The sequence below is a fragment of the Paracoccaceae bacterium Fryx2 genome (genome assembly GCA_032334235.1).
Taxonomy (GTDB): Bacteria; Pseudomonadota; Alphaproteobacteria; order Rhodobacterales; family Rhodobacteraceae; genus JAVSGI01.
Map to the genome: position 1 here is coordinate 1,700,368 of JAVSGI010000005.1, position 23,039 is coordinate 1,723,406.

Sequence of the window (23,039 nt, forward strand, 5' to 3'; positions counted from 1 at the left end):
GTCAGCCCCGCCCCTGCGTGCCGCGCGACAACTGGCGCACCGCCCCGGTCAGCGTGGCGATGTCGCCGCGCAGGTCGGTGGTGCTTTCCTGCCGCCCGGCCGCAATCTCCTCCAGGATGCGCAGCAGTTGCACGTCGATCGAGCGCAGCCGCATCCGGCTTTCGGCATCGGCATGGGCGCCGCCCTCGGCCACGCCCAGCGCCGCGATCAGCCGTTCCTGCCCCTCGGCAATCCGCTCCAGCACCGAGGCTTGCGTCACGTCGGCCTCCAGCCGCGTGGCAAGCCGCGCCACCGCCGCGGCCAGTTCTCCGATGCGTTCATCGACCATCGACTGGCTGATGTCGGTCTGGGTGTAGAAGGTCTGCAGCGCCTCGATCTGCCCCGACATCTGCTCCAGCACCGCCGTCATCGCGGGCGTGCCGCCGCCCTCGCCCTCGCCGGCCGCATAGCCCAGCTTGGTGATCGACGACAGCCATTCCTCCAGCTCGCGGTAAAAGCGGTTCTGGCCATGCCCGGCGAAAAGCTCCAGCAGCCCCACCACAAGCGACCCGGCCAGCCCCAGCAGCGAGGATGAGAACGCCGTCCCCATGCCGCCCAGCTGTTTCTGCAAGCCGCTCATCAGCTTGTCGAACACATCCACCACGGATTCGCCGGGTTGCGGCGTCAGGGCGCGAATGGTCTCGACCAGCGCCGGCACCGTGGTCGCCAACCCGTAGAACGTGCCCAGCAGGCCAAGGAAGATCAGCAGCGTCGCCAGATAGTTGGTGATGTCGCGCGCCTCGTCGATCCGGGTGTCGACCGAATCCAGAATGGACCGCGAACTGGTTGACGAGATCTGCATCCGCGCCCCCCGCGTCCGCAAGAGCGACGCCAGCGGCGCCAGAAGGCGCGGCGCCGTGCTGAAATCATGCCCCGAGCGCTGGCGCACGAAATCCTCGATCCAGCTTACCGACTGGAAAAGCTGCGCGATCTGCCAGAAACAGGTCAGGACCCCCAGCAGGAACACCAACGCGATGACCCCGTTCAGCCAGGGGTTCGACATGAAGACGCCCCGCAGGATGGGAAACCCGATCCAGACGCCGATGCCCACCAGCACCAGCACCACGAGCATCTGCACGATCTGGCGGACAGGATGGGTGAAGAACGGCAGTCCTTCGGTTTTGTTCTTTTCCATCAGGCCAGGGCGCCCCTTCCATTGTTGCGCCGACAATAGGGGCTGCACCGGGGTCTGCCAAGGTGATAGCACAGGTGCGGCATCACCCTTGCAACGCACGCACCCGCGCCACCAGCCAGTCAAGGTCGGCATCGGCCATGCCCAGCGCCGCCAGATGCGCCGCCGTGCTGAACAGATAGTCGCGGTTCGGCCCGCGCTGGCCATGGCAGCGGGCGATGATGGCCGCCTGATCCTCCAGCGCCAGCCGCCCGGCGTATTGCGCATGGTCGCGGTCGATGACATAGGCCAGCGCCGTCACCTCTGCCCCCGAGGCCAGCGTCACGGGAAGTTCGCGCTCGCGGTAGGCATAAGAGATCAATTCCCGCGCCCGCAGCGCCGCCAGCGTCGCCGCCGCCTCTGCCCCGGCAATGCGGAAGGCCAGCCCGTCGCATTGCGCATCCTCGGCCGCATCCAGCGCCAGCACCAGCCCCGGGTCGGCCTGCGTGCCGCGATAGACCACCGACCACATGCAGAAGCTGCGGTGCCAGCCCGACAGCCGCGCAACCTCGGTCGCGGCCGGCACGAAGCCGGGGTCCCAGATCAGCGATCCGTAGCCAAACACCCACACCCCATCATCCATCGGCTGGCCCTCCTGCGCGCCAGACTGTAGACAGAAACCGATGGCAAAAGAAAAGGGGCCGCGATGCGGGGGTTGCTGACGTTCGTGCTGATCGCGGCGCTGGCCTGGGGCGGCTACTGGTTTGTCGGGGCGCGCGGGCTGGAGCAGGCGGCGAACAAGTGGTTCGACGCAGCCCCGGCGCAGGGGCTGGTGGCCGAGCGGGAAAGCCTGGTGGTGCGCGGCTTTCCCAGCCGGTTCGACCTGACGGTGACCGGCCTGCGCCTGGAAGACCGGGCGCGCGGCCTTGGCTGGCAGGCGCCCTTCGTGCAGGTGTTCAGCCTTTCCTACAAGCCGTGGCACCTCATCGTCGCCCTGCCGCCGGAACAGACCTTCACCCTGCCCGGACAGACCGTCACCCTGACGAGCGAAAGCCTGAAGGGCAGCCTGATCCTGACGCCGAACGCCGACCTCGGCCTTGACCGCATCGCCATCACCACCGACAGCCCGGCCGCAAGCTCCACCCTTGGCTGGGCGCACGCGGCACGTTCGGCCCGGCTGGCAACCCGCGTGGTGCAGGACCGGCCCGACACCCACGACATCGCGCTGGAAATCCTGGGCCTCGCTCCCGACCCCGCGTTGATGGCAGATTTGCCGGGCCTGCCCGCCGTGATCGACACCCTGTCGGTGCAGGTTCAGGCCAGCTTCAGCGCACCGCTCGACCGTCACGCCGCCGAAACCCGGCCCCGGCTGACCGGCCTGATCGTCGATGAAAGCCGGGTCACCTGGGGCAGCCTCGGCTTGTTCGCCAAGGGCGAGATTGCCGCCGACGCGCAGGGCCGCGCCGAGGGCCGGATCATGCTGCGGCTGGAAAACTGGCGCACCGCCTTCGAGGCGGCACGGACGCTGGGGCTGCTTACCCCCGAGGTCGCCCCCACCATCGAACAGGCGCTGACCCTGCTGGCCGGGTCGTCCGACGTGCTGGACCTGCCGCTGTCGTTCCAGTCGGGGCGGATGAGCCTCGGCCCGATTCCGCTTGGCCCGGCGCCGATGCTGAACTGACGATCAACGGCAGTAGGCGCTTCGCCGCGCCACGGTGTCGAAATGCAGGTGGTCCTCGTGATGGCCATCCGACCCCGGCCCCAGCGTGGTCCCGAAGATCCCGCAGGCCGCCTTGTGGGCCGCCTGCATCGGCTTGCCCTCACGCTTGCGCCAGTCTTTCGCCACGGACACGGTCTTGCCGTTGGCCAGCGTGATGCCCGAAATGTCGATCGCCTTGCCGCGCCCGTGTTCGCTGACCGGCGCGCCCGGCACGTTGTTGCGCGACCGGCAGGTGTAAGACCCGGCAATTTGCAACCCGGCCACCTCGGTCTTGCCGAAGGCCGGGCGCAGGCCCTTCTGGATCCAGGTCTTCAGCGCCTTGGCGGTGGTGCAGTCCATCGTCGCCGCCATGCTCAGCCGCACGCCGTCGATCGCGGTCACCTGCACCGGCTCGTCAAGGCCGCAGCCCTTCAGGCGGGCCTTGATCGGCGGCAGCGTCGCCCCCCGGATCGCCGGGTCGCCGCAGACCGAGCCCTTCCTGCCCTGCACGATGGCAGCCCCCGGCGCGGTGCGAACCGCCGCCTTGATCACCACTTCCGGGGCGGCGGCGCGGCGCACCGGGGCTTCGGGGCGCGGTCGCGGGCGAAAGGCGGCAAGCGCCGTGGCGGGCTGCGCGATGGGTGGCAGCAGCATCGGCTGGGCCGTCGGCAGCACGGCCTGCCCCGGGCGCGCCCGGGGCCGCACCGCCGCGGCCACATGGTTCGCGGTCGAGGCCACCAGCACCGGCCCCACCTCGACCAGCGGGCGCTTCATCGGCAAGGGCGAGGTCGCGGGCGCATCGGCCAGCGCGATCCCAGGCAGCAGCAGCAGCACCAGAACGCGCCACACCGCTCAGCCCGCCTTCGCGGCATCGGAGACACGGCCGAAATCGGGCGCGGCGGTATCCTGCCCGGCCTCGATGATGCCCCGGCGAATCTCGCGCGTGCGGGTGAAATAGGCGTGCAGATGCGCGCCGTCGCCCAGCCGGATCGCCCGTTGCAGCGCGAACAGCTCTTCCGTGAAGCGGCCCAGAATGTCCAATGTCGCCTCCTTGTTGGTCAGAAACACATCCCGCCACATCGTCGGGTCCGACGCCGCGATCCGGGTGAAGTCGCGGAACCCGGCGGCCGAATACTGGATAACCTCGCTGTCGGTCACCCGCCGCAGATCATCCGCCACGCCCACCATGGTATAGGCGATCAGATGCGGCGTGTGGCTGGTCACCGCCAGCACCAGATCATGGTGCGCGGGCTCCATCAGGTCAACCTTCGCGCCCATCGCCTCGCAAAGTTGGCGGAGTTTCGCCACCGCCGCGGGGTCTGCGCTGTCGGATGGCGTCAGCAGCCACCAGCGGTTGTGAAACAGCGTGGCAAAACCCGACCTCGGCCCGGAATGCTCGGTCCCGGCAATCGGGTGGCCCGCGATGAACTCCACCCCCGGCGGGATATGCGGCGCCACGGCGGCAATCACCGCCTGCTTGACCGAGCCGACATCGGTGACCGTCGCCCCCGGCGCCAGATGCGGCCCGATCTCCTCGGCCAGCGCGCCCATCGCACAGACCGGCACCGCCAGCACCACGAGGTCCGCGCCAAGCACCGCCTCTGCCGCGCTGTCACACACCCGGTCGCAAAGCCCGATCTCCAGCGCCACGGCGCGCGTCTCGGCCGTGCGGGCATAGCCCACGATCTCGCCCGCCAGCCCGCCTGCCCGCATCGCATGGGCCATCGACGAGGCGATCAGCCCCAGCCCGATCAGGGCCACCCGGTCATAGATCACGGCCATCAGCGCACGCCCTTGAACTGCGCCACCGCATGGGCCACCCGGCGGCACGACGCCTCGTCGCCCACCGTGATCCGCAGGCAATGCGGCAGGTTGTAACCCGCCACCCGCCGCACGATCAGCCCCTGCGATTGCAGGTAGGCGTCGCAGGCTTCCGCCTCGGCGGCATCGGCAAAGCGGGCCAGCACGAAGTTCGCCATCGAGGTGTCGGAAGGCACTCCAAGCTCGGCCAGCGCCTCGGCCAGCCAGACCCGCATCCGCGCATTGTCGGCCCGGCAGCGGTTGACGTAATCCTGATCGCGCACCGCGGCCTCGGCCGTCTCAAGCTGGGTCGAGGACAGGTTGAACGGCCCCCTGATCCGGTTCAGCACGTCGATCACGCCCTTCGGCCCGTAGCCCCAGCCGATCCTGAGCCCGCCCAGCCCGTAGATCTTGGAAAACGTCCGCGTCATCACCACGTTGCTGCGCCCGTCGACCAGCGCCGCACCACCGTCATGGCCCGGCACATATTCGGCGTAGGCCCCGTCCAGCACCAGCAGCGCCTGCTTCGGCAGCCCCTCGGCCAGCCGCGCCACGTCGGCGGCGGAAATCATCGTGCCGGTCGGGTTGTTCGGGTTGGCGATGAACACCAGTTTCGTGCGGTGCGAACAGGCGGCCAGCAGGGCATCGACATCGGTGGTGCGCTCGCGTTCGGAAACCTCGACCGGCGTCGCCCCGACCGCCATCGCCGAAATGCGATACATCAGAAAGCCGTGTTCGGTGAACAGCACCTCGTCGCCCGGCCCGGCATAGGCCTGACAGAGGAAGGTGATGATCTCGTCCGACCCCACGCCGCAGATGATCCGCGCCGCGTCCAGCCCGTGCACATCGGCAATCGCCTGCCGCAGTTGCGCATGGTCGGTGTTGGGGTAGCGGTGCAACTGGTGGACGGTGCGCTGGAACGCCTCTTTCGCCCGGTCAGAGGGGCCGAAGGGGTTTTCGTTCGACGACAGCTTCACCGCATTGGACACCCCGGCAACATTGGCCTTGCCGCCCTCGTAGAGCGCAATGTCCAGAATGCCGGGCTGCGGGCGGATGGCGTCGTTCATGGCGGTCTCCAGACTGTCGCGATGGTTCTAGCGACCGGCAGGGGGCTTTGCCAGCGCGATGTTCAGCAAGCCCCGGCAGGCCGGGCAACCATCGTCTCAGACCGCCAGAAAGTTCACGAACTGCCACGGATCGGCGTCGTCGCGGGTTTCGGCAAAGCGGTTGATGCGGTGGGCCAGCGGCGTCCAGTCGGTGTAATGCGCCTCGATCCGGCCGAGGTAGGGGCGCTGCACGTCCAGGCAGCGGGCATGATCCATCTCGTCGGCCTCGACGATGCCCGCGCGCGGGTTCTCCGCCGCCCAGACAATTCCCGCCAGAACGGCCGAGGTGACCTGCATCCCTGTCGCATTCTGCCACGGTGCCAGGCTGCGCGCCTCGGCGATGCTCAGGCGCGAGCCATACCACAGCGCCTTTTCCGGCCCATACAGGAACACCCCCAGGTCGTCGCCGCCCGACACGATCTCCTCGGCCGTCAGGATGTGCTTTTCCTCCGGCAGGCAGCCCGCGCCGTTGACCTCGTAAAGGCTCAGGATGGCATCGTTGCAGGGGTGATAGGCGTAATGGCAGGTCGGGCGGAACGCAGGCTCCGCCCCCTCGCCCACCGTGTAGTAGTCGGCGATCGAGATCGACTCGTTGTGCGTCACCAGCAGGCCGAACTGCGGCCCCACGTCCGGGCACCAGCTCCGCACCCTTGTATCGGCCCCGGCGCGGTCGATCCAGATCGCGCAGCGGCTGCCGGTGTCGAAGGCATACCCGTTCACCGGCAGGCGCTTCTCGTGGCTGCCCCAGCCAAGCTCGGCCGGCTGATAGCCTTCCGACAAGAGCCCGTCCACCGACCAGGTGTTGACGAACACCCCCGCCGGTTTCGGGCGCGCCGACACCTGAGTGTCGCGTTCGGCGATATGCACGCCCTTGACGCCCAGCCCCTGCATCAGCGCCGCCCAGCCCTCGCGGCATTCGGGCACCTCAGCCGGGCGGCCCGTGTCGGACGCCAGCCGCAGCAGCGCCTCTTTCAGCAGCCACGACACCATGCCGGGGTTGGCCCCGCAGCACGACACCGCCGTGGCCCCCCCGGCATGGGTCCGCGCCAGCGCCCGCACGGTTTCGCGCAGCGGATAGTTGGTGCGCTCGGCATTGGGCACGGTTGACCCGAAGTAGAACCCCGGCCACGGCTCGATCACCGTGTCGAGATACAGCACACCCAGTTCCTGACACAGCAGCATCAGGTCGATCGACCCGACATCGACCGACAGGTTGACCACGAACCCCCGCCCGTGGGGGAACAGCCCGCGCAGCACCTGCGCGTAATTGTCAGGCGTCAGCGCCACCTGCAAATGGGCGATGCCGCGCTCGGCCAGCAGGGCGGCATGTTCGCCGCTGGGCTCGATCACCGTAAAGGTGTCGCGGTCATAGCTCAGATGCCGCTCGATCAGCGGCAGGGTGCCGCGCCCGATGCTGCCGAAGCCGATCATCACCAGCGGCCCGTCGATCCTGGCGTGGACGGTATGTTCCGCAACCGGCTGGCCCTTGATCGGGCGGCCAAGGGTGGGTTGGCTCGTCATGGCAAGTCTCCTGTTCCGTGGCTGCCGGGCGGCGCCTTCAATGCTTGTCGGTCTGGGCCGCCATCCAGTCCATCAGGGCCAGCAGCACACCCGACAGCACGAATGTCAGGTGGATGATCACCATCCACATCAACTGGCTTTCCGGCGGCTGGTGCGTGCCGGTCTTGCCGATCTCCATGAACACCTTCAGCAGGTGAATCCCCGAAATCGCCACGATCGAGGCGATCAGCTTCATCTTCAGCCCAGAGAAATCGACCTTGCCCATCCAGTCGGGCCGGTCCTCGCTGTCGACGATGTCAAGCTTCGAGACGAAGTTCTCGTAGCCGGAGAACAGCACGATCAGCATCAGGTTCGCGGCCAGCGTCAGGTCGATCAGCGTCAGGATCGCGAGGATGCCCTGATCGGCCCCCATCGTGAAGGTCTTCGGCGCGTAGTAGAGCAATTCGCGCACGAAGATGACCGTCAGCATGGCAAGTGCGATCACCAGCCCCAGATACATCGGCGCCATAAGCCAGCGCGAGGCGAACAGGCCCTTTTCAAACCGTGTCTCGATACCGGGTTTGTCGCTCATCATCAACTCCGCAAGGATTGTGCGTTGCATCTAGGGGTTCCCACCCCGCTGTGCAATCGCGTGCTGCGCTGCGGCAGGGCCGGTGCGGCGCGCAGGCCACATTCCCTGCGGGGCCGACACGAAAAGGCCCGCCTCGCGCCTTGGCGCGGGCGGGCCTTTCGCCACGCAACCGATCCGGCGGGATCAGTTCTTGGCGTAGTATTCGACGACCAGGTTCGGCTCCATCACCACCGGATAGGGCACATCGCCCAGGCCCGGGGTGCGGACGAACTTCACGATCAGCTTGGAATTGTCGACTTCCAGGTAATCGGGCACGTCGCGCTCGGTCAGCTGGGTCGCTTCCAGGATCAGCGCCATCTGCTTGGATTTCTGGCGGACCTCGATCAGGTCGCCTTCCTTCACGCGGTAGGAGGCGATGTTGACGCGGATGCCGTTGACCATGACATGGCCGTGGTTGACGAACTGGCGCGCGGCAAAGATCGTCGGCACCAGCTTGGCGCGGTAGACCACCGCATCCAGACGACGCTCCAGCAGACCAATCAGCATCTCGCCGGTATCGCCCTTGACGCGCTCGGCTTCGGTGAAGATCTTGCGGAACTGCTTTTCGGTCAGGTCACCATAGTAACCCTTCAGCTTCTGCTTGGCGCGCAGCTGCGTGCCGAAGTCGGAAAGCTTGTTCTTGCGGCGCTGGCCGTGCTGGCCGGGGCCGTATTCGCGCTTGTTCACCGGGGACTTGGCGCGCCCCCAGATGTTTTCGCCCATGCGGCGGTCGATCTTGTGCTTGGCAGACGTGCGTTTGGTCACGGCTGATCTCCTTCGGTCATGTGAAGGGCGTTGTCCTTTGGCCCGAAGGCCCGACAGGCACCCCCTTGCGGGGACCACCAACACCAATGAAAAACCCCGGGCCTGAACCCGGGATTGGGGGCTTATACAGTCCGTTCGCGCGGTGTCAACCGCTCACGCCGCCAGGTCGTGCCGCAGGATCGCGGCCTCAGACGCCGACAGGTTGCGCCGGGCATAATCGCCGTAGGCCTGCGGATCGGCCTCGATGCCGGGCAGCAGTTCCACCAGCCCGCGCCGCTGCGCCGGATCGACCGTTTCCAGCGCGGTGTTCGACGGATGGAAGCTTTCCGTCTCCAGCCCATTGGCAAACACGATCTGGTGCCGCTCCAGCAGGATGTGAACATAGGTCACCTCGCGCAGGGCATGATCGACGACGATGGTGGACTCATTCAGCAGATCCTCGGCCGCCACCAGCACCTCGGGCGTGTTGAACAGGGCCTGCGCCGCCGCCCCGCGCACCAGCATCCGGTGCTGCGGCGACACCAGCAGGTCTTCATCCGGCTGCCCCTGCCCAAGCGCCCCCGCCCGGAAGCGGATGGGGCGCAGATGCGGCATGGCGTAAAGCCGCGCGCCGGTCATGCGGCGGTGGCCCGACCAAAGCACCTGCTGCGGGCCGTTGTCGCGCGTCAGGATGCGGTCGCCAACGCGCAGCGACTGGATCAGCCGCGCGCCATCGGGTGTGGCGATCCGCGTGCCCGGCGTGAAGCAGATCACCCCCCCGCCGCCCGCGCCCCCGCCCCTTGCGCCGTGCGGTCGATCGCGGTGCGCACCACCCAGAGGTCGCGGTCGGCCGGCGGCGCATCTCCGACAAACAGCACCAGCCGCGCACCCGTATCGGGCACGTCGATCAGCGTCACCGAATAGCTGTGATGCCCATCCGTCACGATGAACCCCTGTTCGGGGGGGGCCTCGCCGCAGGCTTCCGGCACGTCGGGCGCATCCGGCCCCGTGCCCCCGCCGCCCACTGCCGCCCCGATCAGCCGGCGCACCATGCGCGCCGCCCGTCTCCTCATGTCCGCCGCCCCTTCGGCCCCCTCAAGCACCAGGAGGCCCTGCGGCCCGTCAACCCTGACCGGCTTGCCCGTCCAGCGCCACGAAGCGCCAACGGCCAACACGTCAAGACTGGCGGCCCGAAGGCCATCTGTTTCCGTCTGGGACCAGGAAATGACGAACGTGCCGCGAAAGCCCGTTCCCATGCCTGTCTGCCTGCTCGTCTTTTATATGCCCCGGGCTTGGTGCCCAAGTGCCTGTAACGCAAAGGTTAACAAACCCTTTGCAGCTTGGCTATGCCCTTTTGGCAACACCCGTGTCAGAAACGCAACCGAAGGCTCAGCGAGCCGACCAGTTGCGGGTCCGGCTGTTCCTCGAACTCCTTGCCCAGCAGGGTCACGCCGTAAAAGGCTTCCGAAGTCTCGCCCTGCCAGTGCACCCCGGCCCGCAGCCGCGTCCGCGTGTCATTCAGCGTGGCCAACCCGCCATCGGGCAGGTATCCGCTGTCGAACACATGCGCCACGTCGCCGCCCAGCGTGAAGCTGAGGCCCGGCACATCCGCGCCCTCGATGCCCTCGACCCGCTGGCCGGTGATCACGTCGCGGATCATCAGGCCGCCCGCGCCGAACTGGCCCACCACCATGTCGCCGCCGACCCGCACCAGGCTTTCCACCCCGGCCTGCGCCTGCGCAAAGGGGCGCAGCGTGACGCGGTCGTTCAGCCGGACCGACCGTCCGATCTCGGCCGACACGGTCGGAAACACCTGATCGGGGATCTGGTCGCCCAGCACGCGCGGCTTCGGCAGCCCCAGCAGATTGTGGATGTTGCGCTGAAACGCCCCGATGCCGGTCTGCGGCCCGGTGAACACCAGGTCGCCCCCGGCGCTGACCTCGGCCGCGCCCAGCGCGAAATGGGTATGCACCCCCAGCGACAGCGCCCCGACATAGCGGCGGTCATCCGGGTCGGGGTTCACCAGATCCTCCGGGGCGATGACCTCGCTGCGCAGCCGGAACTCCAGGATCTCGCCCGCCCTGCCCGGCAACTGCCCGTCCCAGCCCGGGCCGCGCATCAGGCTCAGCGCATAGCCGCCTGACCGCCAGCGGTCACGCCCGTCACCGATGGCATCGTTGGCGAAGATCCGGCCCAAGCCCAGCGTCACCCGGTCCTGCGCCGCGACCGGCGCGACCAGAGACAGACCCAGAATCGCCGCCAGCGAACATAGCAAGAGAGCCGTCTTCATCACATTTCCCGAAACCAGAGGCCCCCCAACCGTGCGCGAACCTTAACCCGACCCGCGCGCCCGGTTCCACCCCGCCCCGCGCATTTTCCACAAAGCGGCCAGAGTGTTGCATCCCGGCACTTCCCCGCCCGCCAGCAGATGCGCGGCAGGTGCCCGCCCTCCAGCCATGTCAAGGTTGCGGCTGCCGCCGAACAGGATGCACATCTCGGCCCGGCCGGGAAAGGCCGGGGGCGCTGCCCCCGGGATACTTGAGAAAAGAAGAGGGGAAAGAAAGTGGGGGCGGCGCAGGGCAGGGCAGACCGGCCCCGGATCAGAGGATCAGCTTCGGGTCATCCCCCATCGCAAGACCGGGGAACACCTTGGTTTCCAGCAGATTGCGGTCAAAGCCGTAAAGGTCGCGCATCGCCCAGGCAGCCCAGGCGCGCACGTCGCTGGTGGGCATCAGGTCGCGGCGGTCGTAAAGGTCGGCCTCGGCGAGGCCAGGCCAGCGCCCCAGCACCCGCCCGCCGCGGATCGCCCCGCCCGCCATCAGCATCACTCCGCCGGTGCCGTGATCGGTTCCGCGCGAGCCGTTCTCGCGCACGGTGCGGCCGAACTCGGTCATCGCCAGCACGGTCGTCTTGCCCCAGTCGGGGCCAAGCTGGTCGCGCAGCCGAAGGATCGTGCGCTCCAGCCGCAGCAGCGGGCGCGGGATGGCGCCGCGCTGGCCCTTGTGCGTATCCCATCCGGTCTGCGAGAATGCCGCGATCCGGGTCTCGCCGCGCAGCCGCTCGGCCGCGAAATCGACCAGCCGGTCGACATCGGCCATCTTGATCGCGCCTTCGGCCGGTCTGGTGGCGGCAGGCTCGACCATCGCGGCAACAGGGCGCGGCCGGTCGGCCTCGGCGGCCAGTTCCATCGCCTCCTGCGCGGAATCGCGGAACAGCGCATCCTCGTGATAGACATGGTCCAGCAGAAGCTGGCTTTGCGACGACAGCGAAAGCTTCAGGTCCGGCGTCCAGTTGCGCACCGGCGCCGGACCATCGAGCAGCGGCATCGCATCGCGCCCGACGGCAAAGGCGGTTTCGGCCACCAGCCCCGGCACCGCCTGCAGCATCCTGTTCAGCCAGCCGTCATGCCCGGCCCGCAGCCCGACATCGGTGCCGGTGCCGGCCTCCAGCAGGTCCTGCCCGTCGAAATGGCTGCGCTTGTCGCGGTAGGGGGTCGAGACTGCATGGGCAAAGCCCAGCTCGCCCTTGGCCCACAGCGCCATCAGCCCCTTCAGTGACGGGTTCAGCGCGAAATAGCCATCAAGATCAAGCGCCCCGGTATCGACGCCCAGCGTCGGGCGTGCCTGGGCGAACAGCGGGTCGGCCAGCGGTTGCACCACGTCGAGCCCGTCCATCGCGCCGCGCAGGATGATCACCACCAGCCGGTGATCGCCCAGCGGCGCGCCTCCCCCGGCGGCCGCCAGCGTCACCGTCGTCAGGAACGGATGCGCTGCCGCCGAACAGCCCAGCGCCGTCAGGCCGCGCAGGAAGAACCGTCTGTCGATCGTCATGATGACCCCCTAGCGCCGGTTGAAATCGGGCGAGGCCAGCACCAGCCCCACCCCTTCGCGGATATTCTCGGACCGCTCGACCGCCCAGAGCAGCCGCTCGCCCGCCAGCGGCCCCAGCGCGGTCAGCGCAAACTCGCGCGGGTCCGGCAGGTCGGGCACCAGCCGCGACGGCATCTCCATCGCCCAGGAGATGCGCGCGGCCATGCCCTGCGGCGTGATCCAGGCCTCGGCACGTTCTGGCCACCCGTCCGGGCCGCGCGGGGCCTGCCAGGGCTGGCCCATCCCGCCCATCGGCTGCACGATCAGCCGACGGAACGGCCCTTCGGCCAGCCCCGTGATCTCGTCGGCCCCGAGCCCAAGCGCGCGGAGCGACGCAATCAGGAAATCATACGGCTGCCGCGCCTTGCCCCCCGGTGGCACCCAGGCTGCCGGGCTTTCCAGCAGCGCGCCATAGACCTGCAGCAGGTCGCCCCCCGTCGCCGAAAACACCTCGGCCAGCCGGCCCACCAAAGCCGGGTCGGGCTCGTCCGAGACGAAATGCACCACCAGCTTGCGCGCGATATGCGAGGCGGTTTCGGGCCGCACCGCCAGATCATCCAATGCCGTCAGGATCGGCGCGACCCCCTCGCCGTCATAGCTGCGCCCCAGCACGGTTTCCGCACCCGGTTCCACGATATTGGGCCGGAACACGAAGCCTTCCGACACATCGAACCCCAGCCCGGTCAGCAGTTCGGCCATCTGGCGCACGTCGTCCTGGCTGTAGGGCGCACCCACCCCCAGCGTGTGCAGCTCGATCAGCTCGCGGGCGAGGTTCTCGTTCAGCCCGCGCTTGCGGCGGACGCCCTGCCTTGAGGTCGGCCCGACCGACAGCACCTGATCCAGATAGGTCAGCATCGCCGGATGCAGCGTCACCGCGCGCAGCATGTCGGCAAAGCGCCCGGCCAGATGCGGGCGGATGGCATCGTTGACCATCGCCGAGGGCAGCGCCCGTTCGCGCTTGGACCGTGGCGCGGCGGTGAAATGGTCGGTCCAGAATTGCGCCAGCCGTTCGCGAAACCCGTCGGGCGAGGCCAGCGCCCGCGCCAGCGTGACCCGCATCGCGCCTTGCGCCAGCCCCTCGACCGCCTGCTGGGCATCGCGGTAGGCCTGCATCTGCGGCTCGCCCTCCTGGGCCAGCTTGCGCGTCGCCTCGGCTTTGGCCATCAGCGGCAGCACATCGGCCAGGGCGATGCCGGGGTGGGCGGCGGCGGCGCGGTCGGACCCCGCCAGCGCCGCCAGCATCGCCGCAGGCGTTGCCGCCGCGCCCGGAGGCAGTGGCAGCCCGTAACCGAAGCGGATCGCGGCGATCACGGACGGGTCAATGGTCATCGCGGTCCCCCGGGGGTTGCAGTAGGCACTGACTGGCAATGTAGGGACAGGGATGCGCCGGGCCTAGAGACAAGGCCGCAACATTCGCCAAACTCCGCCGATGCCGGTCACAACCGGAAGCCCGGCGGATAGTCGTGCAGCCCGTCGAAATCATGCTTGCCGATCTCGACGCCGGCGGCGCGCAGGATGGCAAAGGCCATGGCGACGTGAAACACGAAGTTCGGCATCCCGAACAGGTGCAGGAACGCCGCCCCGTCCTGGTCCAGCTCGGCAAAGCCCGCGCGGTGGCGGATGCGCCGGGCCTCTGCCCCGTCGAACGCCGCCGGGTCCAGTGCCAGCAGCGCGCCCCGTGTCGCCGCGATCCGGCGCCCCAGCCCGATCCGGTCCAGCGCCGGGTCGGGCAGCACCGGCACCGCCTGCCCGGCCAGCGGATACGCAACCCGCAGCGCGAACCCCGCCGCCGTGGCGATCTGCTGCCCGGCGGTGAACATGTCGGGCACCAGCCGCGAGGCCAGCAACTGCTCGCGCCCCCGCACCTTGTCCAGCAACCCCTCCATCCGGTCGAGGTAGTGCAGGAACACCGGCACAGAGGCGGCGAACAGCGGTGGTGTCATTCCTTCGGCACCACCCGCAGACCCAGTTCGCGCAACTGCGCGTTCAGCGGTTCGGACGGCGCGCCCATCAGCAGGTCTTCGGCGCGCTGGTTCATCGGGAACATGATGACCTCGCGGATGTTCGCCTCGTCGGCCAGCAGCATCACGATCCGGTCGATCCCCGCTGCACAACCGCCGTGCGGCGGCGCGCCGTAGCGGAACGCCTTGACCATGCCGCCAAACCGCTTTTCCACCTCCGACGCGGGGTAGCCCGCCAGTTCGAACGCCTTGAACATGATCTCGGGCTTGTGGTTGCGGATGCCGCCACTGATCAACTCATAGCCGTTGCAGGCCAGATCATACTGATAGGCATAGACTTTCAGCGGGTCGCCGTTGAGCGCCTCAAGCCCCCCCTGCGGCATCGAGAACGGGTTGTGGCTGAAGTCGATCTTGCCCTCGTCGGTCTTCTCGTACATCGGGAAATCGACGATCCAGGCGAAGCGGAAGCAGTTCTCCTCGGTCAGCTTCAACTCACGCCCGATCTCGTTGCGCGCCCGCCCCGCCACCGCCTCGAACTGCTCCGGCTTGCCGCCAAGGAAGAAGGCCGCGTCGCCCACGCCAAGGCCGAGTTGCTGGCGGATGGCTTCGGTCCGCTCGGGTCCGATGTTCTTGGCCAATGGGCCTGCGGCTTCCATCCATGTCTGCGCGCGGTCATCATAGAAAAGCCCGACTTCGAGGGCAGCCTGCCTCTGCGTCGGATCAGTGGGATCGACAGGCCCCATTCCCCAACCGTTACCAATATCTTCGCGCGATGGACCGGAAGGGTTGTCGCCTCGATCCCGCCAGAAGATATACCCCATCCCCGGCAGCCCTTCCTTCTGGGCAAAGGCGTTCATCCGGTCGCAGAACTTGCGGCTGCCCCCCCCGGGCGCCGGAATCGCGCGCACCTCGGTGCCCTCGTTTTCCAGCAGTTTCGCGAAAATCGCGAAGCCAGACCCCCGGAAATGCTCGGAAACCTCCTGCATCCGGATCGGGTTGCGCAGGTCGGGCTTGTCGCTGCCATACCATTTCAGGCTGTCGCGATAGGCGATCAGCGGCCAGTCGGCATAGACCTTCTTTTCCGGCGCGAATTCCTCGAAGATGCCCTGCACCACCGGCTGCACGGCGGCAAACACGTCCGCCTGTTCGACAAAACTCATCTCGATATCAAGCTGGTAGAAATCGGTGGGGCTGCGGTCGGCGCGCGGGTCTTCGTCGCGGAAACAGGGCGCGATCTGGAAATAGCGGTCAAACCCGGCCACCATGATCAACTGCTTGAACTGCTGCGGCGCCTGCGGCAGGGCATAGAACTTGCCCGGATGCAGACGGGAAGGCACCAGGAAATCGCGCGCCCCTTCGGGGGAAGATGCGGTGATGATCGGCGTCTGGAACTCGGTGAACCCCTGATCCCACATCCGCTGCCGCATGGAACGCACCACGTTGGACCGCAGCATCATGTTGCCATGCAGCTTGTCGCGCCGCAGGTCCAGAAACCGATAGGTCAGCCGGGTTTCCTCGGGGTAATCGACCTCGCCGAACACCGGCATCGGCAATTCGTCCGCCGCCCCAAGCACGGTGAAGCCCTTCGCATAAACCTCGATCTCGCCGGTCGGCAGCTTGGGGTTCACCAACCCGGCATCCCGCCCCTTCACCACGCCGTCGATCCGGATCACCCATTCCGCCCGCACCGCCTCCAGCCCGGCAAAGGCGGCGCTGTCGGCGTCGGCGATCACCTGCGTGATGCCATAGTGGTCGCGCAGGTCGATGAACAGCACCCCGCCATGGTCGCGCACCCGGTGAACCCAGCCCGAAAGCCGGACATCCTGTCCGACATGGCTCCGGTTCAGACCGGCACAAGTATGGCTGCGATAGGCGTGCATCACGCTCCCCTTCCCGAGGCTTGAATTCGTCCGCGCCGATACACCCCGCCCAAGCGGCGAAGTCAAGTCCGCCCCCTTTGCTGCGGATTTCATCTTTGCCCAAATATCCCCGCCGGAGGCACCCGGCCGCACCGCCAGAGCCTCCGGCGGGGATATTTGGGCAAAGATGAATGGAAAGGATCAGCCCACCCAGACCGCAGGCATCAGCCCGCGCAGCGAATTGCCGACCCAGAGCTTCACGCGCGGCAGGTCGGCGGCGGCAAGCACCGCCTCGCGGGCCTTGCCTTCCAGCAGCAACTGCGCCCGCAGCACGCCGGGCAGCAGGCCGCAGGTCACGGGCGGGGTGCAGAGCCCGGCACCGGCGTCGAAGAACAGCGTGGTGATGGAGCCGTCGCACACCTCGTCGCGTTCGTTGCTGAAGATTGCCTCGTCCGACCAGGGGGGCAGGGCGGCGCGGGCGGCGTCATAGGCGGCGCGTCGTGTGGACTTGAGCCTCAGCCAGGGGTCGGCAGAGGCCAGCGGCGCCAGCGCGGGCGTCAACCGCCACAGCGGCGGCGAGGGGGGCAGCGGGGCGGCGGTGACTTCCAGCCGCCCCGCGCCGTCCAGCGTCAGCCGGACCCGCGATGGCTCCGACCCGACCGCCGCACGCAGGGCACGGGCGGCCGCCTGCGGGTCGCAGGCAAGGCCGAGGCACGCCACCCCCGCCGCCAGACGCGCCAGATGCAGCGGCAACCGGGCGAAGGCCGTGCCATCCCACCCCAGCGTCTCGATCAGCTTCACGTCCGGCAGATCGCCGCCGCCACGAACCGGGCTTTCCACAGTGCCTCCTCCCATTCCCCCTCTGCGGTCGAGCCATGCGTGACGCCGCCGCCGACATTCAGCGTCACCGCCGGCCCCGCCACCGACAGCGTCCGGATCGCCACCGAGAAATCGGCCCGCCCGTCCGGCGCCATCCAGCCGACAGCACCGCAATAGACACCGCGCGGCCAGGGCTCGACCTCGCGGATGATCTGCATCGCCCGGATCTTCGGCGCGCCGGTCACCGACCCGCAGGGGAACAAAGCCGCCATCAGCCCCGCCAGCGTCGGCGGCGCGGCCAGATCGCCGACCACGGTCGAGGTCATCTGATGCACCGTCGCATAGCGTTCCATCGCGAACAGCGCGGGCACCCGGACCGAGCCCACCCGCGCCAGCCGCGCGATGTCGTTGCGCAACAGATCGACGATCATCAGGTTCTCGGCCCGGTCCTTTTCCGACACCTGCAGGGCCGCCGCAATCGCCGCGTCGCGCGCCGGGTCGGGGTCGCGGGGTGCGGTGCCCTTCATCGGGCGCGCCATGATCCGCCCGGCCGCATCGACCGCAAAGAACAGCTCGGGCGAGCGTGACACCACCACCGCCCCGCCCAGATCGACGTAGGCGCCATGCCCCACCGCCCCGGTGCGCCGCAGCGCGCCGTAAAGGCCAAGCGGGCTGCCCGACACCAGGTCCGCCCGCATCGGGAAGGTCAGGTTCACCTGATAGCAGTCGCCCGCCGCGATATAGTCGCGCACCCGCGCCATCGCCGCGTCATAATCCGCGCGCGTGACCAGCGGTTCGGGCGCCGTCATGCAGGTGCCCAACCCCGCCTGATGCGCCAGCGCCAGCGTCGCGGCGGCATCCTGCGGGGCGTCGAACACGCCCATCCGCAGCAGCGGCGCGGGCCGCGCCCCGGGCATCAGGGGCACCAGCCGCGGTTCCAGCGCATAGCCCGCCTCGAACGCCACGAACCCCGCGATCCACGCGCCCCGCGCCCGCGCGGCATCCAGCGCCGCCATCGCCGGGCCAAGCTGGCAGGCTTCGACCGCCTCGACCACCGTTGCCGGGTTCTGAAACTGCACCGGCACGCCGTCCGGCCCGAATTCGCACAGGATCACGCGCTGTTCTTCCGTTGCCGCCATCGCCCGGCATCTAGCATGGGCGCTCCCCCCCTGCCAGCGCGGCGGCGACACTTCGGATCAGGGTTGCGCCCCCCCGCCCCGTCCCTTAAACCCGCGCCAATTTGCCTGTCACTGTCGAATCCAGCCGGGGTCCATGGCCGCCGGAAACACTCATGCCGGGGGCCTCCATGCCGAAAAGAACCGATATCAAATCCATCATGATCATCGGCGCGGGCCCCATCATCATCGGTCAGGCCTGCGAGTTCGACTATTCCGGCGCGCAAGCCTGCAAGGCGCTGCGCGAGGAAGGCTACCGGGTGATCCTGGTCAACTCCAACCCCGCCACGATCATGACCGACCCGGGGCTGGCCGACGCCACCTACATCGAGCCGATCACCCCGGAAATCGTCGCCAAGATCATCGAGAAGGAACGCCCCGACGCATTGCTGCCCACCATGGGCGGGCAGACCGGGCTGAACACCAGCCTCGCGCTGGCCGACATGGGCGTGCTGGAAAAGTTCAACGTCGAACTGATCGGGGCCAACCGGCAGGCCATCGAAATGGCTGAAGACCGCAAGCTTTTCCGCGAGGCGATGGACCGGATCGGGCTGGAAAACCCGAAGGCGACCATCGTCGCCGCCCCCAAACTGCCCAGCGGCAAGTATGACATCAGCGCCGGCGTGGCCGAGGCCATCGCCGCCATCGAATACGTGGGCCTGCCCGCGATCATCCGCCCCGCCTTCACCCTTGGCGGCACCGGCGGCGGCGTGGCCTACAACCGCGACGATTACGAACGCATCTGCCGCTCGGGGCTGGAGGCCTCACCGATGGCGCAGATCCTCGTCGATGAAAGCCTGCTCGGCTGGAAGGAGTTCGAGATGGAGGTGGTGCGCGACACCGCCGACAACGCCATCATCATCTGCGCCATCGAGAACGTCGATCCGATGGGGGTGCACACCGGCGACTCCATCACCGTGGCCCCGGCCCTGACCCTGACCGACAAGGAATACCAGATCATGCGCAACGGCTCCATCGCCGTGCTGCGCGAGATCGGCGTCGAAACCGGCGGGTCCAACGTGCAATGGGCGATCAACCCGGCAGATGGCCGCATGGTGGTGATCGAGATGAACCCGCGCGTGTCGCGGAGTTCCGCGCTGGCATCCAAGGCCACCGGCTTTCCCATCGCCAAGGTCGCGGCGAAACTGGCGGTCGGCTACACGCTCGACGAGCTTGACAACGACATCACCAAGGTCACCCCCGCCAGCTTCGAGCCTGCCATCGACTATGTCGTGACCAAGATCCCGCGCTTTGCCTTCGAGAAGTTCCCCGGCTCCGAGCCCAACCTCACCACCGCGATGAAATCGGTGGGCGAGGTTATGGCGATCGGCCGCACCATCCACGAGTCGATGCAAAAGGCGCTGGCAAGCCTCGAAACCGGTCTGACCGGCTTCGATGAAATCGCCATTCCGGGCGTGGTCGATCTGCCGCCACTCGGGTTCAAGTATGCGGACTACGCCGATCCCGAAAAGCGGGCGAAGCTGTTTGACGGGAACCGGCAGATTGCCGAAAACACGCGCGCCATCACGCAGGCCCTGTCGAAACAGACGCCAGACCGCATCCGCGTGATTGCGCAAGCGATGCGTCATGGCCTGAGCGATGACGAGATCAACCAGATCACCGCATTCGATCCGTGGTTTCTGGCGCGCATCCGCGAGATCATCGTGATGGAGGCGGAAATCCGGGAACGCGGCCTTCCAGTCGAAGCCGCCGCCCTGCGCCGACTGAAAATGATGGGCTTCACCGATGCCCGCCTCGCCAAGCTGACCGGGCGGGAGGAATCGCAGGTCCGCCGCGCCCGGCGCAACCTCGGCGTCCATGCCGTGTTCAAGCGCATCGACACATGCGCCGCCGAATTCGAGGCGCAGACCCCCTACATGTATTCCACCTACGAATCCCCGGTGATGGGCGACGTGGAATGCGAGGCCCGGCCCACGGCGGCGAAAAAGGTCGTCATCCTCGGCGGCGGCCCCAACCGCATCGGCCAGGGCATCGAGTTCGACTACTGCTGCTGCCACGCCTGCTATGCCCTGACCGCAGCGGGATATGAAACCATCATGGTCAACTGCAACCCCGAGACGGTCAGCACCGACTACGACACCTCGGACCGGCTGTATTTCGAACCCCTGACGCTGGAGCACGTGCTGGAAATCCTGCGGGTCGAACAGGAAAACGGCACCCTGCACGGCGTGATCGTGCAGTTCGGCGGCCAGACCCCGCTGAAACTGGCGCAGGCGCTGCAATCCGAAGGCATCCCGATCCTTGGCACCACCCCCGACGCCATCGACCTGGCCGAGGACCGCGAGCGGTTCCAGCAACTGCTGCACCGCCTTGGCCTGAAACAGCCGGTCAACGGCACCGCCCGGTCGCGTGACGAGGCTTTTGCCGTGGCCGGAAAGGTCGGCTACCCGCTGGTGATCCGCCCCTCCTTCGTGCTGGGCGGCCGCGCGATGGAAATCATCCGCGACGACGACCAGCTTGAACGCTACATCCGCGAGGCGGTGCAGGTCTCGGGCACCTCGCCCGTGCTGCTCGACAGCTACCTGACCAACGCCATCGAGGTCGATGTCGATGCCCTGTGCGACGGGCAGGACGTGCATGTCGCGGGCATCATGGAACATATCGAGGAGGCCGGCGTCCATTCCGGCGATTCCGCCTGCTGCCTGCCGCCGCATTCGCTCAGCCCCGAAACCATCGCCGAGCTGAAGGCGCAGACCGTCGCCATGGCCCGCGCCCTGCATGTCGTCGGCCTGATGAACGTGCAGTTCGCCATCAAGGACGGCACGATCTACGTGCTCGAGGTCAACCCCCGCGCCAGCCGCACCGTGCCCTTTGTCGCCAAGGCCACCGACAGCGCCATCGCCGCCATCGCCGCCCGCCTGATGGCTGGCGAGCCCCTGTCCGGCTTCCGCCTCCGCGACGCCTACCCGGCCGGGGTCGGCCCCGACACCGTGCTGCCGCTGGCCGACCCGCTGACGCTGGCCGACCCGATCACGCCATGGTTCTCGGTCAAGGAATCCGTGCTGCCCTTCGCCCGCTTCCCCGGCGTCGACACCCTGCTCGGCCCCGAGATGCGCTCCACCGGCGAGGTGATGGGCTGGGACCGCACCTTTGCGCTGGCCTTCCTCAAGGCCCAGATGGGCGCGGGCACCATCCTGCCCGAATCCGGCCGGGTCTTCCTGTCGGTGAAGGACGCCGACAAGACCGCCGCCCTCGCCACCGCCACCCGCGACCTGACCGCGATGGGCTTCGAGATCATCGCGACCCGCGGCACCGCCACCTGGCTCGACAGCCTGGGGATCGCCGCCACCCGCGTCAACAAGGTCTACGAGGGCCGCCCGAACATCGTCGACATGCTGAAGAATGACGAGATCGCCCTGGTGCTGAACACCACCGAAGGCTCGCAAGCCGTCAGCGACTCGCGCGACATCCGCGCCGTGGCACTCTACGACAAGATCCCGTATTTCACGACGGCTGCCGCCAGCATCGCCGCCGTCGAGGCGATGAAGGCGCGGGGCGAGGGGATCGGAGTGAGGACGTTGCAGGGGTGAGCGGTGCCAGATTTGTAACATCTATTCAATACGCGTTACATTAAATTTGACTTGCTGTCGTCGCACAGCTTTAAGTTGGCTGGGAACGAACACTGCGGATGGCGGTCGACGCACTATTCGGGAGATTTATTCTGATCATCGCCAGTATCATCGGATTTATCGTTATTATTGCCGTTCTGGTTCTAGCGGCTCTGTTGCACAAATCGGGTGACAGACAGATCTCCCCTTTCCCTGGACAGACTCATCCCACGGCTTCAGTGACGGGTATACCGAGCGCCGTGAAGCCGTTCAGCACGGCTACACGGACCTGAAACTCGGCGACCTGACGGTCAAAGTCCCGCGCCATGAGGCGCTGACCCAGCAATTTGACGCAGTGCATCTTCGTCTCGACGCGGCTTCGGCGGTGATAACCGCTCCATCGTCGCCAGATGGTTCGGCCGAAGCGTTTCGACGCGCGTAGGGCTTCGTTGCGGGCGATTGCCCCGGGGGTGTCGGGCTTCCATGGCTTGGCGTTCTTGCGGGGCGGAATGATGGCGGCCGCACCGCGGGCGGCGATGGCGTCGTGACACTTGCGTGTGTCGAAGGCGCCATCAGCGGTGACGCTGGCGATCTCCTGATCGGGCGGGATCTGGTCGAGCAGTTCGGGCAGCATCGGCGCGTCACCGACATCGCAGGTGGTGAACTCGGCTGCGCGGATTTCCAGTGTTTTCTCGTCTATCCCGATGTGAATCTTGCGCCAGACCCGACGTTTGGTGCCGCCGTGCTTGCGCGCATTCCATTCACCTTCGCCTTCAACCTTGATCCCGGTGCTATCGATCAGAAGATGCAGCGGGCCTTGCGAGCCGCGGTGGGGGATGTTGACCTTCAGGGTCTTCTGGCGACGGCTCAGCGTGCTGAAATTGGGCACAGCCCAATCCAAATCGATGAGCCCCAGCAGGCTTTCGACGAAGCCAGTCGTCTGTCTGAGCGCCATGCCAAACAACACCTTGATGGTCAGGCAGGTCTGGATCGCGGCATCGCTATAGTCAGGCTGTCGGCCGCGCTTACCTGTCGGCGCAGCCTCCCAGATCATGGCGGTATCAAACCAGATCGTCAGCGAGCCGCGGCGCTTCAGCGCTTCGTTATAGGCGGGCCAGTTCCTGGTCTTGTAGGCGGGGGGTATGGGTCTGCTCATG

Annotated in this window: 20 protein-coding genes; 2 read left to right on the plus strand and 18 right to left on the minus strand. The window is 67.6% G+C overall.

From position 1 onward, the window contains the following. Position 1: 1 nt before the first annotated feature. Both RNZ50_17490 and RNZ50_17495 read right to left on the minus strand, forming a co-directional pair. Complete coding sequence (locus RNZ50_17490; protein MDT8856789.1) at positions 2-1,174, minus strand: biopolymer transporter ExbB; 1,173 nt, start codon at positions 1,172-1,174, stop codon at positions 2-4. Positions 1,175-1,256: 82 nt separating this feature from the next. Continuing rightward, complete coding sequence (locus RNZ50_17495) at positions 1,257-1,793, minus strand: gamma-glutamylcyclotransferase (GenBank protein MDT8856790.1); 537 nt, start codon at positions 1,791-1,793, stop codon at positions 1,257-1,259. A gap of 63 nt (positions 1,794-1,856) precedes the next feature. Here RNZ50_17495 and RNZ50_17500 point away from each other — a divergent pair, with 63 nt between their 5' ends. Continuing rightward, positions 1,857-2,831, plus strand: a complete 975-nt coding sequence (locus RNZ50_17500) for a DUF2125 domain-containing protein (protein ID MDT8856791.1) — start codon at positions 1,857-1,859, stop codon at positions 2,829-2,831. 3 nt (positions 2,832-2,834) lie between these two features. On the opposite strand, the gene RNZ50_17505 is transcribed toward RNZ50_17500, so the two are convergent. The 15 genes from RNZ50_17505 to RNZ50_17575 form a co-directional block, all read right to left on the minus strand. Then, complete coding sequence (locus RNZ50_17505) at positions 2,835-3,698, minus strand: extensin family protein (GenBank protein MDT8856792.1); 864 nt, start codon at positions 3,696-3,698, stop codon at positions 2,835-2,837. Between the two features lie 3 nt (positions 3,699-3,701). Then, positions 3,702-4,631, minus strand: coding sequence for a prephenate/arogenate dehydrogenase family protein (locus RNZ50_17510; GenBank protein ID MDT8856793.1), 930 nt, complete (start codon positions 4,629-4,631; stop codon positions 3,702-3,704). Further along, entirely contained in the window at positions 4,631-5,716 is a 1,086-nt protein-coding gene (hisC, locus tag RNZ50_17515; protein MDT8856794.1) for a histidinol-phosphate transaminase, read from the minus strand. Before hisC ends, RNZ50_17510 begins: the two co-directional genes overlap by 1 nt. A 96-nt stretch (positions 5,717-5,812) precedes the next feature. After that, on the minus strand, positions 5,813-7,276 hold the full coding sequence (locus RNZ50_17520) for a saccharopine dehydrogenase NADP-binding domain-containing protein (GenBank protein ID MDT8856795.1): 1,464 nt from the start codon (positions 7,274-7,276) through the stop codon (positions 5,813-5,815). Positions 7,277-7,313: 37 nt separating this feature from the next. Further along, positions 7,314-7,847 carry a TIGR00645 family protein gene (locus RNZ50_17525; GenBank protein ID MDT8856796.1) on the minus strand — a complete coding sequence of 178 codons (534 nt, stop codon included), beginning with the start codon at positions 7,845-7,847 and terminating at the stop codon, positions 7,314-7,316. A gap of 183 nt (positions 7,848-8,030) precedes the next feature. After that, positions 8,031-8,651, minus strand: coding sequence for a 30S ribosomal protein S4 (rpsD, locus tag RNZ50_17530; GenBank protein MDT8856797.1), 621 nt, complete (start codon positions 8,649-8,651; stop codon positions 8,031-8,033). Between the two features lie 153 nt (positions 8,652-8,804). After that, entirely contained in the window at positions 8,805-9,404 is a 600-nt protein-coding gene (locus RNZ50_17535; GenBank protein MDT8856798.1) for a Hint domain-containing protein, read from the minus strand. Then, complete coding sequence (locus RNZ50_17540; GenBank protein ID MDT8856799.1) at positions 9,401-9,886, minus strand: hypothetical protein; 486 nt, start codon at positions 9,884-9,886, stop codon at positions 9,401-9,403. Before RNZ50_17540 ends, RNZ50_17535 begins: the two co-directional genes overlap by 4 nt. Positions 9,887-9,999: 113 nt before the next feature. After that, a complete protein-coding gene (locus tag RNZ50_17545) occupies positions 10,000-10,920 on the minus strand; it encodes a DUF2219 family protein (GenBank protein MDT8856800.1) in 921 nt (306 codons plus the stop codon). Positions 10,921-11,230: 310 nt separating this feature from the next. Then, entirely contained in the window at positions 11,231-12,460 is a 1,230-nt protein-coding gene (locus RNZ50_17550; protein MDT8856801.1) for a DUF1501 domain-containing protein, read from the minus strand. A gap of 9 nt (positions 12,461-12,469) precedes the next feature. Then, the gene (locus tag RNZ50_17555) at positions 12,470-13,828 is read right to left on the minus strand and encodes a DUF1800 domain-containing protein (protein MDT8856802.1); all 1,359 of its coding nucleotides are present in this window, start codon (positions 13,826-13,828) and stop codon (positions 12,470-12,472) included. Positions 13,829-13,935: 107 nt separating this feature from the next. After that, positions 13,936-14,442: a DUF1993 domain-containing protein gene (locus RNZ50_17560; protein ID MDT8856803.1), complete on the minus strand. Its 507-nt coding sequence runs from the start codon at positions 14,440-14,442 to the stop codon at positions 13,936-13,938. Further along, positions 14,439-16,340, minus strand: a complete 1,902-nt coding sequence (gene aspS / locus RNZ50_17565; GenBank protein MDT8856804.1) for an aspartate--tRNA ligase — start codon at positions 16,338-16,340, stop codon at positions 14,439-14,441. The genes RNZ50_17560 and aspS overlap by 4 nt, the downstream gene beginning before the upstream one ends. A 180-nt stretch (positions 16,341-16,520) precedes the next feature. Next, positions 16,521-17,159, minus strand: a complete 639-nt coding sequence (locus tag RNZ50_17570) for an aminotransferase class IV (GenBank protein MDT8856805.1) — start codon at positions 17,157-17,159, stop codon at positions 16,521-16,523. Beyond that, positions 17,117-18,277, minus strand: a complete 1,161-nt coding sequence (locus RNZ50_17575) for an aminodeoxychorismate synthase component I (GenBank protein ID MDT8856806.1) — start codon at positions 18,275-18,277, stop codon at positions 17,117-17,119. The genes RNZ50_17570 and RNZ50_17575 overlap by 43 nt, the downstream gene beginning before the upstream one ends. A 167-nt stretch (positions 18,278-18,444) precedes the next feature. Here RNZ50_17575 and carB point away from each other — a divergent pair, with 167 nt between their 5' ends. Continuing rightward, positions 18,445-21,864, plus strand: a complete 3,420-nt coding sequence (gene carB / locus RNZ50_17580) for a carbamoyl-phosphate synthase large subunit (GenBank protein MDT8856807.1) — start codon at positions 18,445-18,447, stop codon at positions 21,862-21,864. Between the two features lie 241 nt (positions 21,865-22,105). On the opposite strand, the gene RNZ50_17585 is transcribed toward carB, so the two are convergent. Beyond that, positions 22,106-23,038 carry an IS5 family transposase gene (locus RNZ50_17585; protein MDT8856808.1) on the minus strand — a complete coding sequence of 311 codons (933 nt, stop codon included), beginning with the start codon at positions 23,036-23,038 and terminating at the stop codon, positions 22,106-22,108. Position 23,039 lies beyond the last annotated feature (1 nt).